The organism is Oceanimonas sp. MB9, assembly GCF_011319775.1.
GTDB classification, from domain to species: domain Bacteria; phylum Pseudomonadota; class Gammaproteobacteria; order Enterobacterales; family Aeromonadaceae; genus Oceanimonas; species Oceanimonas doudoroffii.
The window spans coordinates 64,825-80,747 of sequence record NZ_VFBE01000001.1 but is presented as its reverse complement, the minus strand read 5'-3'; the positions used below and the strand labels follow the sequence as shown (position 1 = coordinate 80,747).

The window sequence follows — 15,923 nt, the reverse complement described above, 5'->3', positions numbered from 1 at the left end:
TCTCGTCAGTCGGGAAAATGAAGGGCGCCCAGCACCGCCGGGCGGCTTGCGCCGGTGGCCTCAGGCAGGTTGCCGGGGAGTCGGTGCAGGGTCTGGTGCGCAAGCCAGGCAAAGGCCATGGCCTCCATGGCGTCCATGTCGACCCCGGCTATTGTTGTGGTGGCGACCCGCCAGCCGGGCAGCAGCGCGGCCAGCCGTTCCATCAGTAGCGGGTTATGGCCGCCACCACCACACACCAGCAGCTCGCCGTCGGAAAAGTGACGCACCTGCTGCGCAATGGCGGCGGCGGTAAACTCGGTTAGCGTCGCCTGTACATCGGCCACGGCTTCGTCGCCATCAAGCCGTGCATCGAGCCAGGCGTCGTTAAACAGCTCCCGGCCGGTGCTCTTGGGTGGCGGCAGCGCCAGCCAGGGTTCGGCCATCAGGCGCGCCAGCAGTGCCGGCAGCACCATACCCTGGCGGGCCAGGGCCGCATTCTTGTCATAAGGAGCGCCGGTATGGCGCCGGCACCAGGCATCCATCAGCATGTTGCCCGGGCCCACGTCGTAGCCCTGCACCGGCCGGCCCGGGGCCAGCACGCTGATATTGGCGATGCCGCCGATATTGACCACGATGCGCAGCCGCTCGGCATGGCCCAGCACCCGCTGATGAAAGGCGGGCACCAGGGGCGCACCCTGGCCGCCCAGGGCCATGTCCTTGCGGCGAAAATCGGTGATCGTGGTGATGCCGGTCAGGCCGGCGATGCGGTTGCCGTCCCCCAGTTGCAGTGAAAACGGCAGCTCGGCGTCGGGCTGGTGCCACACCGTCTGGCCGTGGCAGCCAATGGCGCTTACCTCGGCGGCCCGCAGGCCGGTGTCGGCCAGCAGTTGCAGCGTCACCTCGGCATAGGCCTGGCCCAGGGCCACGTCGAGCTCGCCCCACTCCCGGGCGGTCACGGTACCGCCAACCGCCAGCGCCAGCAGCCGCTCCCGCAGCAACGCATCAATGGGTGCGCTGACGGCGCCCTTGAGTTCAATGCGGCGACCGTCGGTGGCCACCAGAACGGCGTCGATACCGTCCAGGCTGGTGCCGGACATGATGCCGATATAAGGCTCCATTACCATTCCGGCGGCAGCTCCTGCAGCGGACTTATCGGTACGCTGATAACACCGTTTTCATAGGGCTGGGGCGCGGGTTCCGGCTCGGCCTGTACTTCGGGCTCGGGTTCTGGCGCCGCCGGCGGTGGCGGTGTGCCGCCGCAGCCAGCCAACAGCAGAACGGGAAGTAGCCACAGGGGGTTACGCATTGCGAATTTCTCCGGGTAGGGTCAGTATGGCGACCATTCAAGGTTGCCACAGGGCAATCCCGGCCGCCAGCGGGCGGCGCAACAAAAGATGAGGAAGCATCATGGCCTGCTGGCTGTTCAAAACCGAACCCGATACCTTTTCCATCGACGATCTGGCCCGCGCCAACACCCTGTGGGAAGGGGTTCGCAACTATCAGGCGCGTAATTTCCTGCGGGATGAGGTCAAGGAAGGGGACGAGGTGTTTATCTATCATTCCAGCTGCAGCCGGGTCGGTATCGCCGGGCTGGCGCGGGTGGTGCGCGCCGGCGTTCCCGACCCCTTTGCCTTTGACCCGGACAGCCCCTATTTCGATCCCAAGTCCGACCCGGCAAAGCCGCGCTGGTATGCGGTGGAACTCACCTTTGAGCGCAGGCTGCCGTTGCTGCCCCTGGCCGCGCTCAAGGCCAATCCGGCCCTGGCCAACATGCCGCTGGTGAAAAAGGGCAACCGGCTGTCGGTGATGCCGGTTACCGACGCCGAGCGGCAGGCCATTCTGGGCATGACGGGGGTGTGAGCCCGGCAGCAGTGACGTAGGTTGGCGATGAGCGCAGCGAATTCACAACATTCCTCAGCCGGCTGTGTGTTGGAATTCGCTGCGCTCATTCGCAACCTACAGGTAACCCTGCTGCTGCATCCTTGCATGGCTTCCCAGCCGGCGAGTTAATCGGACTACAGCTCAAACACCCGGGCCAGGTAGCGGGCCACGCCGTCTTCGTCGGCGCTGTGGGTGCGAGCATGGTGAGGCAGGGCATCCTGCAACCGAGTGTGGGCGTTGGCCATCACCACGCCGGTGCCGGCCCGGTGCAGCATTTCATAGTCGTTCATACCATCGCCAAAGGCGATCACCCGCTCCATCGGCGTCTTGCTTCGTTCGGCCAGTGACGCCATGGCCGATCCCTTGTTGACCGCGCCATGCATGACTTCCAGGCAGATGGGCAATGAAAAGGTGATATTGAGTTTGTCGCCGAAGTGAGCCAGCAGCATGTCTTCCACCTCGATCAGCTGATCGTGGCTGCCGGCGTAAAACACCTTGTCCACGCCCTCAATGGACAGTTGCCCGAGGTCGGTCACACGATAGCGAAAGGGGCTGTCGGGACAGAAGTCGAGCAGGGCGGGCAGGGGCTCTTCCACCAGCCAGTGATCGCCCTGATACAGGTTGAGGTGCACCCCCGGCAGGCGAAAGCGAAACAACAGATCCTCGACCATGTGCGGCGGAATGGCACGGCTGTGAAGCAGCCGGTCCTGGGCGTCGTGAATGCGGGCACCATTGCTGGTGATCAGGCTCACGTTCAGCCCCAGTTGATCGCGAATGGCGCGCACGTCCACATGATGGCGGCCGGTGGCCACAATAAACTCCACGCCCCGACGGGTCAGTTCGTGCAGCACCTCGCGAGTGTAGTCGGAAATGCGGTGCTGGCTGTTGAGCAAGGTGCCGTCCAAATCGGAGACGATCACGTCATACATGGCTGGTTTTCCGTGGTTCAGGGGTGTTGTTCAAAAAAAGCCAGCACCGCCTTTAGTGCGCGGTTGCGGTATTTGTCCTGCTCAAGAAAGAGCTCGTGGGCGGCACCCTTGATGCGTTTGGGACCACCGCCGTCACAGTGGCGCAGGGCTTGGCAAAAGGCGTCCTGGGCCTCGTTGCTCACCACCACGTCTTGGCTGGATTGCAGCACCAGCAGCGGGGTGGTTATCTGGCGGGCGCGGGCGATGGTGCGGTCACCGGCGGCCAGGCTCTCCTCCAGCCATTGCAGACTGACCCCGCCCAGTTGCAGCTCAGGGCGGTCCCGGTACAGCTCGCGAAACAGTTGGTAGCGTACTTCGCTGTGGGTAAGCTCATTGTCGGCAAAGGGCGTTTCCTCATAGCCACCCTGACCGGGGGCATAGCAGACATCGCGGCCGAGCCAGCGGCAGCCGGTACCCAGCACCGAGACCAGGCCGTCGGCCAGCCAGCGGGGCAGGGGACCGAGATAAATGCCCATCATGGGAGAAGACAGCGCCGCCGCCTGCACCTGCACACTGGTTTTGCTCAGCCACAGCGCCGCTATGGTACCCCCCATGGAGTGGGCCAGCAGATACACCGGCTGTGGGCCCGCGGGCAACACCACCTGCCGCATGAACAGCTCCAGATCCTGCACATAATCGTCAAAGTCGGCCACATGACCCATCAGTGGATCGTCGGTGAGCCGGGGTGCCAGGCCCTGACCCCGGTGATCATAGAGGTAGACGTTATAGCCGTTTTCAAACAGATCCCGTGCCAGTTCCTGGTATTTGAGGTAGGACTCGGTGCGGCCGTTGATCAGCACCAGGGTGCTGCCGTGTTCCGGATCGCGCAGGGCGGCCCAGGGCAGGGAGAGGTCATGATGGCCGGTGAAGCGGCCTTCGGTGGCGTGGGTCTGCCAGTATTGCTGCAGGCCACTCAGACCCAGCATGCTCAGCTCGGCTTCGGTGGTCAGGCGCGGCGTTTGGGCAATGGCGGTGTTCATGGCAAGGCAGATCCCCAGCAGCAGCAGGCGGGAGAGCATGGAGGGCTCCGATCGGTTATGAATGACGGCATAGCCCCAGTGTAGCGTGAAAGACTTCGTGTGAGGAGTGAGGGGCCGTTTCTCCTCACCCCTCACTCCTTACCCCTTCATCAGATCATTTACGCTGGCGATACACCTTGAGCACATTGGGGGTGACACGAATCTTGCGCATGATGTTGGCCAGGTGAATGCGGCTGCGAGTGGTGATCAGCAGGTCGACCACATACACCCGGCCGTCTTTTTCTTCGGTGGCAATGCTGTGAATGTTGGCACCGGTCGCGGCAATCACATTGGCCAGCTCCGCCAGGGCGCCCTGGTGGTTGACGATTTCGATGGCGATTTCGGTTTTGAATTCGTAGTCGAAGTCCTGCTCCATGTCCCACTGTACCGCCAGGTACTTGTCGGGCTCCTTGCCATAGCCACGAATGTTCTTGCACGACTCCAGGTGTACCACCAGGCCCCGGCCCGGGCTGATGTGGGCTACGATGGGATCCCCGGGAATGGGCCGGCAGCAGTTGGCAAAGTTGAGCAACATGTCGTCGGCGCCGCGAATGGGCATTTTCTTCACCGTCTTCTGACGCTCTCTCGGAGTGTCGTCCAGCAGCCGGCGGGCCACCACCACGCTCATGGCGTTGCCCAGGCCAATGTCGGCCAGGAGGTTATGAATGGAGCCGTGTTTGGTGTCTTTCAGCACCTGTTCGACCCGTTCTACCGGAATGTCTTCCAGGTTCTTGGCTCCCAGGGCGTGATTGAGCAGGCGCCGGCCCAGCATGACCGACTCCTCGGTGCGCAGGTTCTTGAGGAACTGCCGAATCTTGGTGCGTGCCCGCGAGGTAACCACAAAGTTGAGCCAGGCGGCGTTGGGGCGGGCGCTGGGGGCGGTAATGATTTCCACGGTCTGGCCCGAGTGCAGCGGCTGGCTCAGCGGATAGGGCTGGCGATCCACCCGGGCGCCGACGCAGGCGTGGCCGATGTCGGTGTGCACGGCATAGGCGAAATCGACGGCGGTGGCGCCGGTGGGCAGCTCCAGTATGCGGCCTTCCGGAGTGAACACGTAGATTTCGTCGGGGAACAGGTCGGTTTTGACCCCTTCGATAAACTCAAAGGACGAGCCGGCACTCTGCTGCAGCTCCAGCAGGCTCTGCATCCAGCGCTGGGCCCGCACCTGGGCGGTGGTGCCTGAGGCTTCGCCGTCCTGTTTGTAGGCCCAGTGCGCGGCCACACCCTTGTCGGCCATCTGATCCATGTATTCGGTGCGGATCTGCACCTCCACCGGCACCCCGTGGGGGCCCACCAGGGAGGTGTGCAGCGACTGATAGCCGTTGGTCTTGGGAATGGCGATATAGTCCTTGAACCGGCCCGGGCGGGGCTTGAACAGGGTATGCATCTGTCCCAGCACGCGGTAGCAAGTGTCGATGTCCTTCACGATCACGCGAAAGGCATAGATGTCCATTACCTCGTGGAACTGCAGCTCTTTTTTCACCATCTTGTTGTAGATGGAGAACAGGTTCTTTTCCCGGCCCTTGACCTGGGCCTCGATGTGGGCGTCGTCCAGTCGTCCCTGAATCTCGGCCAGAATCGACTCGATGATCTCGCGGCGATTGCCTCGGGCCCGGCGCACCGACTCCCGCAGTACCCGAGTGCGCATGGGATAGAGGGCTTCCAATCCCAGCTCTTCCAGCTCGTTCTTGATGCTGTGAATGCCCAGGCGATTGGCGATGGGGGCGTAGATTTCCAGGGTTTCCCGGGCGATGCGCCGGCGCTTGTCCGGGCGCAGCGCCCCCAGGGTGCGCATGTTGTGGGTGCGATCGGCCAGCTTGATCAGAATGACCCGAATATCCTGGGTCATGGCCAGCACCATCTTGCGGAAGTTTTCGGTCTGGGCTTCCTTGCGGTTGCGGAACTTGAGCTTGTCGAGTTTGGAGACCCCTTCCACCAGCTCGGCCACGGCGCTGCCAAACTGCTCGTCAAGCATCTCCCGGGTCACCGGGGTGTCTTCAATGGTGTCGTGCAGCAGCGCCGCCATCAGGGTTTCCTGATCCAGGCGCATTTCGCACAGAATGCGGGCAACGGCAACGGGGTGGGTAATGTAGGGTTCGCCGCTGGAGCGGGTTTGCCCCTGATGGGCATCGCGGGCGACGATGTAGGCGGCCTTGAGTTGCGCCATCTGCTCCGGGGGCAGATAGGTGACAGCGAGTTCTTTCAGCGGTTCGAACAGATACAAGGAAATACCCCGACAGAGAATGCCGTTAACACGCGATAAAAAGCAGTGGGCCCGCCAGGCGGGCCCCGTCGGCCAGGGCCGAGAAGGATCAGCCGCGACCTTCGGTAATGGCGGCCACGGCGGCCAGTTCGGCGGCTTCCAGCTCCTGCTGTTCCTGACGATCCTGGGCATCCATTACGGCATGGTTGACCAGGCCTTCTTCGATTTCGCGCAGGGCGATAACGGTGGGCTTGTCGTTCTCTTCTTCTACCAGGGCATCTTTGCCCTGGGTAGCCAGCTGGCGGGCGCGGCGGGCTGCAACCAGCACCAGATCAAAACGGTTGCCAACCTGTTCTACGGCATCTTCAACGGTAACGCGGGCCATAACAGACTCCAATGACTAAAAAAGGTGCAAAATTCTAATGGATATTAGCTTATTCCGCCAGTAGCCGGGAAAGCAAGTCCTGGTAGCGGACCGCCTGTTTGGCGGTATTGGCGCGCTCGGCCTCGATAATGGCGCTGAGCTGGTTGAGCGCATGCTCAAAGGTGTCGTTGACCAGCAGATAATCGTACTCGTCGTAGTGGGACATTTCCGACACCGCCTTGGCCATGCGTCCCTGTATGACTTCGGCGCTGTCCTGCTGGCGGGCATTGAGCCGGCGTTCCAGCTCTTCCCGGCTGGGCGGCAGAATAAAGATGGACTTGGCGCTGGGAGATTGCTCCCGAATCTGGCGGGCACCCTGCCAGTCGATATCGAGCAGAATGTCGATCCCCTGGGCCAGCTGTTGATCAATCCACTCTCGAGAGGTGCCGTAATAGTTGCCGAACACTTCGGCCCATTCGTAAAAGGCCCCCCGGTTAATCAGGGCCTTGAACTCGGGTTTGTCGACGAAGTGATAATGCACGCCGTGCTCTTCGCCCGGACGGGCGCTGCGGGTGGTATGCGACACGGAAACCTGCAACCGGCCATCGGTGCTGGGGCGGTCAAGCAGGGCCTGGATCAGGCTGGATTTGCCCGCGCCACTGGGAGAGGAAATAATGAATAGGGTACCGATGTGCGCCATAGTGTTCTGCCCGTTCGTGATACGTCCCGAGCCGCCAGCCGGGATCAGGGGCGGCCAATCCTACCAGAAAGCCGGAAATAAAAAAATGGCCGTTGCAAATGCGACGGCCAGTCAAAAAGTAACTATAGCTTGCTGCGGAAGTGCCCTCCACGCAGATTTCATTATGATCAGCAGCTCGCTTCGGCTCTATCAGTTTTTTCCTGCCGGAAACTTCGTAATTTCCGAGTTATTTTTGGTGATTGTGCGGTGACGCAAGCATTTCTGGTCGGTACCGGTCTGCATGTTCGGCCTTAACAAAGTTGAAATAAAGGAGCGGAACCATGTGGCAAGTCGAGACCCTGCTGCGGCAGTCGGTACCCGTTGATACCCTTTTTATTCACTCCCACGACATGAGCCTGTACACGGTGGAAGCGGAGATAGATGGTGAACGACACCCGCTGGGTGACGCGGGGCGAGTGTTGTCCTTTCGCTGTATTGAGCAGGTTCGGCAGCGGCTGGCATCGCTGATGGTGGTGCGCTGCGTGTTGGTGCAGGTGTCGGCCTATCAGGAAATGGTGGGGCAGGCGCCGGCGGCCCCGCCCATGGAGCTGGAGCTGAGCTGGCCCGGCTGGCAGGCCGAGGGCTGAACTTCAGCCATCGGGTGTGTCCCGGCGTACCACGTCAACCTTGTGCTGTTCCTTGGTCCACTTCCCCTGGGGCTTGTCGATGTACTGAAAGTACTCGTTGGTAAAGCTGCCCTGGCTGCAGGTGTGGCGATACCAGGTGGTGGGCACTTGCCGGTAGTCCAGCACCTGGTTGAATACCCCTGGCCCGGTCATGTCGTATACGCCAGTGATGGTGTTTTCCCGAATATTGGTGAGCACGCGATCGATCAGGGCCGCCAGGTTGGGGTTGTCGGGCTTGCTGGCGATAAAGTAGTTGGTCAGCTCGTTGTTCTTGCGAATGATATAGAGCTCGTCGTGATGCGAGCGAATGGTATACCCCAGCGGCCACACCGCGTGGGCGTCGATATCCAGGTAAACACCACCGTATTTCTGCAACACCAGCAATCGCCAGAAGTCCGCCTGGGCGGCGCCGATCTGCAGCCGGGAATAGGCCGCAAAAATCTCCGGCGAGTAGTTGGCCTGAATAAACTCGGCCCGGGCTTCGGTGATCATGAAGCGATACTCAAAGGTGGGTGACATGATGCGGTTAAACAGGTAGTTCAGGTATACCGGCAGGGTGGCCTTGTCGGTGTAATTGGTCTGCCAGATGGTGCGTGGAATGGGCCTGCCTGGCCCCTTTATCAATGGCGCGGATCGCGCCGGCAGGGTAAAGCGCTTGTTGGGCAAAACGTAGTGAAAACCATAGCTCAGCACCTTGGTAATGTTGGCGACAAGCCTGATCAACCGATTGGCAAGGACTACATGCGCCTTCACGGAAACCTCATGGGATTGTTAGTGGCGTAAACAACCCGATGATTCTAGCATGCCTGAATCGCGAGCCGACCTCCAATGTCGGCTCGTGACCAGATTCATTGAATCGAAAGGGATTACCGTTCGTTCGTCACTTCGCTTGTTGCTCGTGTTCGGCCTGCGCGTAATTCTGTGGATACAGGGCTCGGCGGGCGATCTCGTCCAACTCGGTCTTGAAGTTGGCCTGTGTGGCCAGCTGACGAGCCCTGGCCACCGCCGGGCGAGCATCGATGGCGCTGAACCAGCGTTGCAGATTGGTGTAGGGAGCCAGGCCATTTTCACCCAATACCACACTGGCCTTGTCGATCCAGCCCCAGGCGGCGATGTCGGCGATGGTGAAGTCGTCACCCACTATGTAGTCGCGTCCTTCCAGGTGAGTATTCAGCACTTCGTAGTGGCGCTGTGCCTCGCGCAGGTAACGATTAATGGCATAGGGCAGTTTTTCCGGGGCGGCGTGACGAAAATGCACCGACTGTCCTGAATAGGGTCCCAGTCCGGTGGCGATGAACATCAGCCAGGAGAGCAACTCCCCCCGCAATGCCGGGGCGCCGCCCAGCTGGCCGCTTTTTTCCGACAGATAAAGCAGAATGGCATTGGAATCAAACACCCGTTGCCCGTCATCCACGATCGCCGGCGTCTTGCCGTTGGGATTGATGGCGCGGTAGGCGGGTGTGTGCTGCTCGCCCTTGAGGGTATCTACCGGAGCCAGTTGGTAGGGCAGGCCGCTCTCTTCCAGAAACAGGGCAACCTTCATCGGATTGGGAGTGTGATGAAAATAAAAGGTGATCATGATTTCGTCCTTATGGTTGGAGGATGACTGCTTGAACATTCATTCAAGCGCGATATGAACAATCGTTCAAGTTAAATCTGAACGGATGTTCAGGCGCCTTGTTTTAGCGTTGGGGCGAACTTGCGTGATGGCGGTTGGATTAGGGCGTGGTAACGGGATAATATTGAACATGTGTTCAAAAGGGGGAGTCATGGTAAGTCAAGCAAAATACGACCGTGCGCAGGCCATTCGGCAGGCAACCGAGCTGTTCTGGGCCAGGGGGTTTCATGCCACCTCCATGCGTACCATCCAGGCGGCCATCGACATGCGCCCGGGCAGCATTTATGCGAGCTTTGGCAGCAAGGAAGGCCTGTTTCAGGAAGCGCTGACCCATTACGCCCGGTCCAGCCGCTCCCGTCTGGCGGCCTGTGTTGAAAGGGCCTCATCCCCCCTTGAAGGGTTACGAAGCTTTGTCACCGAGGTGGTGATTGAATGTCGGGAAACGGCGCCCAACGGCATGTGTATGCTGGTCAAGACCATCGCCGAACTGACCTCGGATCATGCAGATTTGCTGGCACTGGCCAGACGGTTGCTTAAAGAGGTGGAAGCGGCCTTTGCCGGTGTGCTGAGACAGGCCCAGGAAGAAGGTGAGGTTGACGCCGCAAAAAGCCCGGAGCGCATGGCGTGTTACCTGCAGGTGCAGCTGATGGGGCTGCGCGCCTATGCCAGGGCCAACGAAGGGGATGAGCTCATACGGGCGCTGATAGACGATGTGTTTGCCAACCTGAAGCCAGCGCCAAGCGGCAGCAAGGGCTGAGTAAAAAACAAAAAAGCCCCTGTTTACAGAGGCTTGAGAGTTATTCGAGGCCGGCTCGTATTACTCTATATTCTGAATCTGCTCGCGCATCTGCTCAATCAGCACCTTCAGCTCTACCGCGCTGGCGGTGATGTCGGCGTTGATGGACTTTGATCCCAGCGTGTTCGACTCGCGGTTGAACTCCTGCATCATAAAGTCCAGGCGCCGGCCGCAGGGGCCGCCCTTTTTCAGGATCTTGCGGGTTTCGGCAATGTGAGCGGTGAGCCGGTCCAGTTCTTCGGCCACGTCCACCTTTTGGGCCAGCAGCACCATTTCCTGCTCCAGCCGCTGGGAGTCCAGTTCAATTTTGGCTTCTTCAAAGCGGTCCCGCAGGCGCTGGCGCTGCCATTCCATGATGGCGGGCATGTTGGCGCTGACCTTCGCCACTTCCTGTTCAATGCCGGTGAGGCGCTGCTCGATCAGGGCCTTGAGCTTGTCGCCTTCACTGGCGCGGGCGGCGAGGAAATCGTTGATGACGTCGTCCAGGCCTTTCAGCAGCGCCTGGCCGATGGCGTCCATGTCCTGGGCCTGGGCTTCCATCACCCCGGGCCAGCGCAGAATGTCCACCGGATTCAGGGTGCCCTGACCGGCCTTTTCCATCACCCAGGTGGCGCCTTCAATCAGCTGCTCGGCCAGCGCCTTGTTGATGTGCAGCTCGCCCTGACTGGCCTGATTGCTTTCAAAGCGCAGGGCGCATTCCACCTTGCCTCGCTGCAACCGGGCGCGCAGTTTTTCCCGCACCATGGGCTCCAGACCGCGGAACTGCTCGGGCAGCCGAGTATAGGTTTCCAGGTAGCGCTGGTTGACCGAGCGCAGTTCCCATACGGCGGTGCCCCAGTCCTGTTTGAATTCCTGCCGGGCAAAGGCGGTCATGCTGTGGATCATGCGGTTTCCATTTTGTGTCATAAAGGTAATCACAAAGTGTGACACAGCCGGGCCCGGTCGCCAATGTTGGGCGGCATGCATTGGGCCGGCGCTTTCTTTATAATGCCCCGGTTTGCCCGCCGGGCAGCGCCACTTTGACCTACAGGAGAACACCATGACCGAACGAGCTTCAGGCCGGGCGGCGGACGAAATTCGCCCCGTGACCATTACCCCGAACTATACCCGTCATGCGGAAGGCTCCGTGCTGGTGGAGTTTGGCCATACCAAGGTGCTGTGCACCGCCTCGGTGGAAAAAGGCGTACCGCGTTTTCTGCGTGGTCAGGGCCAGGGCTGGGTTACCGCGGAATACGGCATGCTGCCGCGTTCCACCCACAGCCGCATGGCCCGGGAAGCGGCCCGAGGCAAGCAGGGCGGTCGCACCATGGAAATTCAGCGGCTGATCGGGCGCTCGCTACGTGCCGCCATGGATCTGGAAAAGCTGGGTGAATACACCATTACCGTGGACTGTGATGTCATTCAGGCCGACGGCGGCACCCGTACCGCCGCCATTACCGGCGCCTGCGTGGCCCTGGCTCATGCCCTGAACTGGATGCAGGCCGAGGGCATGATAGTGCACAATCCGCTCAACACCCTGGTGGCGGCCATTTCCGTGGGCATGGTGGATGGTCAGGCGGTGGCCGATCTGGAGTACACCGAAGACTCAAAGGCGGAAACCGACATGAACGTGGTAATGACCGCCGAAGGCAACATGATTGAAGTACAGGGTACCGCGGAAGCCGCGCCCTTCAGCCACGACGAGCTGCTGGCCATGCTGGCGCTGGCGCGCAAGGCGGTCAACGAGCTGGTTGAGCATCAGCGCCGAGTGATTGCCGGCTGATCGCGGCAAATGCCCTTAACTTATTGAATGACATTGCGGAGAGCAGCATGAAAGCCTACCAGCGTGAGTTTATTGAATTTGCCATGGCCAAACAGGTGTTGAAGTTTGGCGAATTCACCCTGAAATCCGGGCGCAAAAGCCCCTATTTCTTTAACGCCGGCCTGTTTAACAGTGGCCGCGACCTGGCCCGTCTGGGCCGTTTTTACGCCGCCGCCCTGGTGGATGCGGGTGTGCAGTACGACGTGTTGTTTGGCCCGGCCTACAAGGGCATTCCCATTGCCAGCGCCACCGCGGTACAGCTGGCGGAAGTACACGATCAGGACGTACCCTACTGCTTTAACCGTAAGGAAGCCAAGGAGCACGGCGAAGGCGGCAACCTGGTGGGCAGCCCGCTGGCCGGCCGCATCATGCTGGTGGACGACGTGATCACCGCCGGTACCGCCATTCGTGAGTCCATGGACATCATTCAGGCCAACGGCGCCGAGCTCGCCGGCGTGCTGATTGCACTGGACCGGCAGGAAAAGGGCAAGGGCGAGCTGTCCGCCATTCAGGAAGTGGAGCGGGATTACAACGCCGAGGTGACCGCCATCATTACCCTTGGCGATCTGATCGAGTACCTGAGCGAGCAGCCGGAGATGGCCGAGCATCTGGAACGGGTGCGGGCCTACCGTGAGCAATACGGTATCTGACGAAGTCATCTGAATTAATAAAAAAGCCGCTGAAAAGCGGCTTTTTTGTAGGTAAATGCGGCGTTTAGGCCTTTTCTTGCCGGAACAGGTGCACATCCATCTGCGGAAAGGGAATGCCGATGTTGTTGGCGTCCAGTTCGTTCTTGATTTTTTCCAGCAGATCGAACTTCAGGTTCCAGTAGTCTTCCGCCTTTACCCAGGGGCGCACGATAAAGTCGACGGAGGAGGCGCCCAGATTGCTGACCGCAATGCGGTAGGCGGGGTCTTTCAGTACCCGGGGCTCTTCATCGAGAATGCGGGTCAGTACGTCGCGGGTGAGTTTGAGATCGGCGTTATAGGCCACGCCAATCACCAGGTCGAGGCGGCGGGTGCTCTCCTTGGAATAGTTGACGATGCTGTCGTTGAGGATCTTGGAATTGGGCACCACTATCATGCGGTTATCGGGGGTCATCAAAATGGTGGTGAAAATCTGCACCGATTGCACGGTGCCGGCGGTGCCGCCCGCCTCGATGTAGTCACCGGCCTTGAAGAAGCGAAAGCCAATCAGCAGCACGCCGGCGGCAAAATTGGACAGCGACCCCTGCAGTGCCAGGCCGATGGCCAGACCGGCGGCACCCACCACGGCCACGAAGGACGCGGTCTGCACCCCTACCCGGCTGAGCGAGGCGATGATCACAAAGGCCAGCAGGCCGTATTTGAGCAGACTGGTAACAAAGTCGGAAATGGTGCTGTCGACCTTGCGCGCCTTGAGCACTCGGTTCAGGCCACCGGTGAGCATGCCCACGGCGACAAAACCGATCACCAGGGTGAGCAGGGCGGCGGCCATGTTCACCGTGTAGCGAATGATCAGCTCCTGGTTGTTGGCTATCCAGCTCTGGGCTTCCTGCAGAAACTGGGTGTTGAGCAATTCTGTTTCCATTTTCTCGTGCCTCTGTCGTTATTGAAGTAAAAGCGGGGCGGGCTTACACCGCCGCCAGCTGCCGGTGCAGCAACTGCCAGTGGCTGTCGAAATTGTGTGTGGGCCTGAGCTTGAACTGACTGCGCACATACTGATTGATACGGCCTTCCACATAGGCCAGCAACAGGTTGGCCAGCACGGTTTCGTTTTCGGCATAACCGTCGCCTTCGTACAGGCGGCGTTCGCGCATAATCTGCTTGAGCTGGGTTTCCAGTCGGTCAAACAGCTGGTTGATGCGGGCCAGCAACCGCTCGTGCTCGCCCTGTAGGGCGTCGCCGTTGAGCAAGCGGGTAATGCCAGGATTGCGCTCGCAAAACCCCAGCACCAGCTGCAGTATGTAGCGCAGCCGCAGGCTGCTGTCCTTTTCGTCCTGCAGTATGAGATTGATGCGGGAAAACAGGGTTTCCTCAATAAAGTCGATCAATCCCTCAAACATGCGTGCCTTGCTGGGAAAGTGCCGGTAAAGGGCGGCTTCCGACACGCCCACCGCCGCGGCCAGCTTGGCGGTGGTAATGCGCTGCCCCGGGCTGGTTTCCAGCATGTGGGCCAGCGCCTGCAGGATCTGCTCCCTGCGGTTTTTCCTGTTCTGGTTATTGTTGGCCATGAAGGTGTCCGGTTGGTTAGTGGCGACCGGAAGAGCCGAATCCGCCTTCTCCCCGCTCGCTTTGATCAAAATCGTCAACCAGTGTGAACTGGGCTTGTACCACCGGCAGAATCACCAGCTGGGCAATGCGTTCGCCTGGCGCAATGGTGAAGCTGTCGTTGCTACGGTTCCAGCAGGATACCATCAGCTGGCCCTGATAGTCAGAGTCGATCAACCCCACCAGGTTACCCAGCACAATGCCGTGCTTATGACCCAGACCGGAGCGGGGCAGTATGGTGGCGCACAGCCCTGGGTCCTTAATGTGAATGGCCAGGCCGGTGGGCAGCAATTGCGTTTCACCCGGGGCCAGGGTCAAGGGTTCATCCAGGCAGGCGCGCAAATCCAGGCCGGCGGAGCCGGGGGTGGCGTAGGCGGGCAGGGGCAAGTCGGTGCCGACCCTGGGGTCGAGAATTTTCAGCTCAATGGAGGTCATGATATCGCTTCGCAATCAATGTCAGTAACTGTTCGGCCAGCTCGGCTTTGCCGGCCAGGGGTAAATGGTGTTGGCCGCCGGGCCAGAACACGCTCAGGGCATTTTGGTTGCTGTTAAAGCCACGATCACTGCCGGAAACGTCGTTGGCGGCGATCATGTCGAGGTTTTTACGCTTGAGTTTGTCGAGGGCGTATTTTTCCACATCCCGTGTTTCGGCGGCAAACCCCACGGTGAAGGGCTTGCGTTGCAGTGCGGCGACCGACGCCACGATGTCCGGATTTTTGGTCAGCTCCACTACCATATTATCGGCGCGGGTCTTCTTGATCTTGTGCGATGCCACCACTTTTGGCGCATAGTCCGCCACGGCGGCGCAGGCGATAAAGATCTGTTGTTCCCCGATACCGGCCATCACGGCGTCATACATGTTCTGCGCGCTGTCCACGTTGACTCGCTGTACCCCGGCGGGGGTGGCCAGGCTCACCGGGCCGCTCACCAGGGTGACCTCGGCGCCCAGCGCTGTAGCTGCGGCGGCCAGGGCAAAGCCCATCTTGCCCGAGCTGTGATTGGAGATGTAGCGCACCGGATCCAGGGCTTCGCGGGTGGGACCGGCGGTCAGCATCAGGTTAATCCCGGCCAGAGGCTGCGGTTTGGGGGCAAAATGGCGCTCCGCCAGGGCCACCAGCTCCATGGCTTCCAGCATGCGGCCGGGGCCCACGTCGCCACAGGCCTGTTCGCCTTGAGCCGGGCCCCAGATGTGGGCGCCACGGGCTTGCAGGGTGGCCAGGTTGGCCTGCGTGGCCGGGTGACGGTACATCTGCTGATTCATGGCCGGGGCCACCGCCAGCGGCGCCGCCGTGGCCAGCGCCACCGTGGTCAGCAGATCGTCCGCCATTCCGGCGGCAAGCCGGCCAAGAGTATTGGCGCTGGCGGGGGCAATCAGCAGCAACTCGGCCCATTTGGCCAACTCGATATGGCCCATGCCGGCCTCGGCCGCCGGATCGAGCAGGGCATGGGATACGGGCTCGCCCGACACCGCCTGCAGGGTGAGCGGGGTAATGAATTCCTGGGCGGAGGCGGTCATGATCACCCGTACCTCGGCGCCCCGCTCCTTGAGCCGGCGCACCAGCTCGGCAATCTTGTAAGCGGCAATGCCGCCGGTGATGCCGATCACAATGCGTTTTCCTGCAACGGACATGGCTTTGTTCTCCTCAAGTTCAGGCGGCAAGATTATCACAATCCCCAGTG

General features: G+C 60.7%; 19 protein-coding genes. 5 read left to right on the top strand and 14 right to left on the bottom strand.

The window, feature by feature from the left end; genetic code table 11:
* Positions 1-5: 5 nt before the first annotated feature.
* Together OJHNALOF_RS00445 and OJHNALOF_RS16920 are read right to left on the bottom strand one after the other, a co-directional pair.
* Positions 6-1,103, bottom strand: a complete 1,098-nt coding sequence (locus OJHNALOF_RS00445; RefSeq protein ID WP_165660814.1) for an anhydro-N-acetylmuramic acid kinase — start codon at positions 1,101-1,103, stop codon at positions 6-8.
* The gene (locus tag OJHNALOF_RS16920) at positions 1,097-1,285 is read right to left on the bottom strand and encodes a hypothetical protein (RefSeq protein ID WP_094200921.1); all 189 of its coding nucleotides are present in this window, start codon (positions 1,283-1,285) and stop codon (positions 1,097-1,099) included. Before OJHNALOF_RS16920 ends, OJHNALOF_RS00445 begins: the two co-directional genes overlap by 7 nt.
* Before the next feature lie 101 nt (positions 1,286-1,386).
* Between OJHNALOF_RS16920 and OJHNALOF_RS00435 the strand changes: the two genes are divergently transcribed.
* Positions 1,387-1,839 (top strand): EVE domain-containing protein, encoded by a 453-nt coding sequence (locus OJHNALOF_RS00435; protein ID WP_165660813.1) that lies wholly within the window; start codon positions 1,387-1,389, stop codon positions 1,837-1,839.
* A gap of 155 nt (positions 1,840-1,994) precedes the next feature.
* On the opposite strand, the gene OJHNALOF_RS00430 is transcribed toward OJHNALOF_RS00435, so the two are convergent.
* The 5 genes from OJHNALOF_RS00430 to gmk form a co-directional block, all read right to left on the bottom strand.
* Positions 1,995-2,789, bottom strand: coding sequence for a Cof-type HAD-IIB family hydrolase (locus OJHNALOF_RS00430; RefSeq protein WP_165660812.1), 795 nt, complete (start codon positions 2,787-2,789; stop codon positions 1,995-1,997).
* Positions 2,790-2,806: 17 nt separating this feature from the next.
* The gene (locus OJHNALOF_RS00425; RefSeq protein WP_165660811.1) at positions 2,807-3,847 is read right to left on the bottom strand and encodes an alpha/beta fold hydrolase; all 1,041 of its coding nucleotides are present in this window, start codon (positions 3,845-3,847) and stop codon (positions 2,807-2,809) included.
* 115 nt (positions 3,848-3,962) lie between these two features.
* The gene (gene spoT / locus OJHNALOF_RS00420) at positions 3,963-6,071 is read right to left on the bottom strand and encodes a bifunctional GTP diphosphokinase/guanosine-3',5'-bis pyrophosphate 3'-pyrophosphohydrolase (RefSeq protein WP_094200917.1); all 2,109 of its coding nucleotides are present in this window, start codon (positions 6,069-6,071) and stop codon (positions 3,963-3,965) included.
* A gap of 88 nt (positions 6,072-6,159) precedes the next feature.
* On the bottom strand, positions 6,160-6,435 hold the full coding sequence (rpoZ, locus tag OJHNALOF_RS00415; protein ID WP_094200916.1) for a DNA-directed RNA polymerase subunit omega: 276 nt from the start codon (positions 6,433-6,435) through the stop codon (positions 6,160-6,162).
* Positions 6,436-6,484: 49 nt separating this feature from the next.
* The gene (gmk, locus tag OJHNALOF_RS00410; protein WP_094200915.1) at positions 6,485-7,114 is read right to left on the bottom strand and encodes a guanylate kinase; all 630 of its coding nucleotides are present in this window, start codon (positions 7,112-7,114) and stop codon (positions 6,485-6,487) included.
* A 320-nt stretch (positions 7,115-7,434) separates the two neighbouring features.
* On the opposite strand from gmk, the gene OJHNALOF_RS00405 reads away from it, so the two are divergent.
* Positions 7,435-7,740, top strand: coding sequence for a DUF6482 family protein (locus tag OJHNALOF_RS00405; protein WP_094200913.1), 306 nt, complete (start codon positions 7,435-7,437; stop codon positions 7,738-7,740).
* A 3-nt stretch (positions 7,741-7,743) separates the two neighbouring features.
* Here OJHNALOF_RS00405 and OJHNALOF_RS00400 read toward each other — a convergent pair whose 3' ends face one another.
* Both OJHNALOF_RS00400 and OJHNALOF_RS00395 read right to left on the bottom strand, forming a co-directional pair.
* A complete protein-coding gene (locus tag OJHNALOF_RS00400) occupies positions 7,744-8,532 on the bottom strand; it encodes a glycosyltransferase (RefSeq protein WP_165660810.1) in 789 nt (262 codons plus the stop codon).
* A 127-nt stretch (positions 8,533-8,659) separates the two neighbouring features.
* Positions 8,660-9,358 (bottom strand): glutathione S-transferase family protein, encoded by a 699-nt coding sequence (locus OJHNALOF_RS00395; protein ID WP_165660809.1) that lies wholly within the window; start codon positions 9,356-9,358, stop codon positions 8,660-8,662.
* 190 nt (positions 9,359-9,548) lie between these two features.
* Between OJHNALOF_RS00395 and OJHNALOF_RS00390 the strand changes: the two genes are divergently transcribed.
* On the top strand, positions 9,549-10,154 hold the full coding sequence (locus OJHNALOF_RS00390) for a TetR/AcrR family transcriptional regulator (protein WP_094200910.1): 606 nt from the start codon (positions 9,549-9,551) through the stop codon (positions 10,152-10,154).
* A gap of 60 nt (positions 10,155-10,214) precedes the next feature.
* Here the strand turns inward: OJHNALOF_RS00390 and OJHNALOF_RS00385 are convergent, their stop codons facing one another.
* Complete coding sequence (locus OJHNALOF_RS00385) at positions 10,215-11,078, bottom strand: YicC/YloC family endoribonuclease (protein ID WP_165660808.1); 864 nt, start codon at positions 11,076-11,078, stop codon at positions 10,215-10,217.
* A gap of 154 nt (positions 11,079-11,232) precedes the next feature.
* On the opposite strand from OJHNALOF_RS00385, the gene rph reads away from it, so the two are divergent.
* Both rph and pyrE read left to right on the top strand, forming a co-directional pair.
* Complete coding sequence (rph, locus tag OJHNALOF_RS00380) at positions 11,233-11,955, top strand: ribonuclease PH (protein WP_165660807.1); 723 nt, start codon at positions 11,233-11,235, stop codon at positions 11,953-11,955.
* A 47-nt stretch (positions 11,956-12,002) separates the two neighbouring features.
* A complete protein-coding gene (gene pyrE, locus OJHNALOF_RS00375) occupies positions 12,003-12,644 on the top strand; it encodes an orotate phosphoribosyltransferase (protein ID WP_094200907.1) in 642 nt (213 codons plus the stop codon).
* Between the two features lie 64 nt (positions 12,645-12,708).
* Here the strand turns inward: pyrE and mscS are convergent, their stop codons facing one another.
* From mscS to coaBC, 4 genes are read right to left on the bottom strand one after another with little or no spacing between them, the layout of a single operon-like run.
* Positions 12,709-13,563, bottom strand: a complete 855-nt coding sequence (gene mscS / locus OJHNALOF_RS00370; protein ID WP_094200906.1) for a small-conductance mechanosensitive channel MscS — start codon at positions 13,561-13,563, stop codon at positions 12,709-12,711.
* Between the two features lie 43 nt (positions 13,564-13,606).
* Positions 13,607-14,206, bottom strand: coding sequence for a nucleoid occlusion factor SlmA (gene slmA / locus OJHNALOF_RS00365; RefSeq protein ID WP_094200905.1), 600 nt, complete (start codon positions 14,204-14,206; stop codon positions 13,607-13,609).
* Positions 14,207-14,222: 16 nt separating this feature from the next.
* Complete coding sequence (gene dut / locus OJHNALOF_RS00360) at positions 14,223-14,681, bottom strand: dUTP diphosphatase (protein ID WP_370462284.1); 459 nt, start codon at positions 14,679-14,681, stop codon at positions 14,223-14,225.
* A complete protein-coding gene (gene coaBC, locus OJHNALOF_RS00355; protein WP_165660805.1) occupies positions 14,665-15,873 on the bottom strand; it encodes a bifunctional phosphopantothenoylcysteine decarboxylase/phosphopantothenate--cysteine ligase CoaBC in 1,209 nt (402 codons plus the stop codon). Before coaBC ends, dut begins: the two co-directional genes overlap by 17 nt.
* Positions 15,874-15,923: the final 50 nt, after the last annotated feature.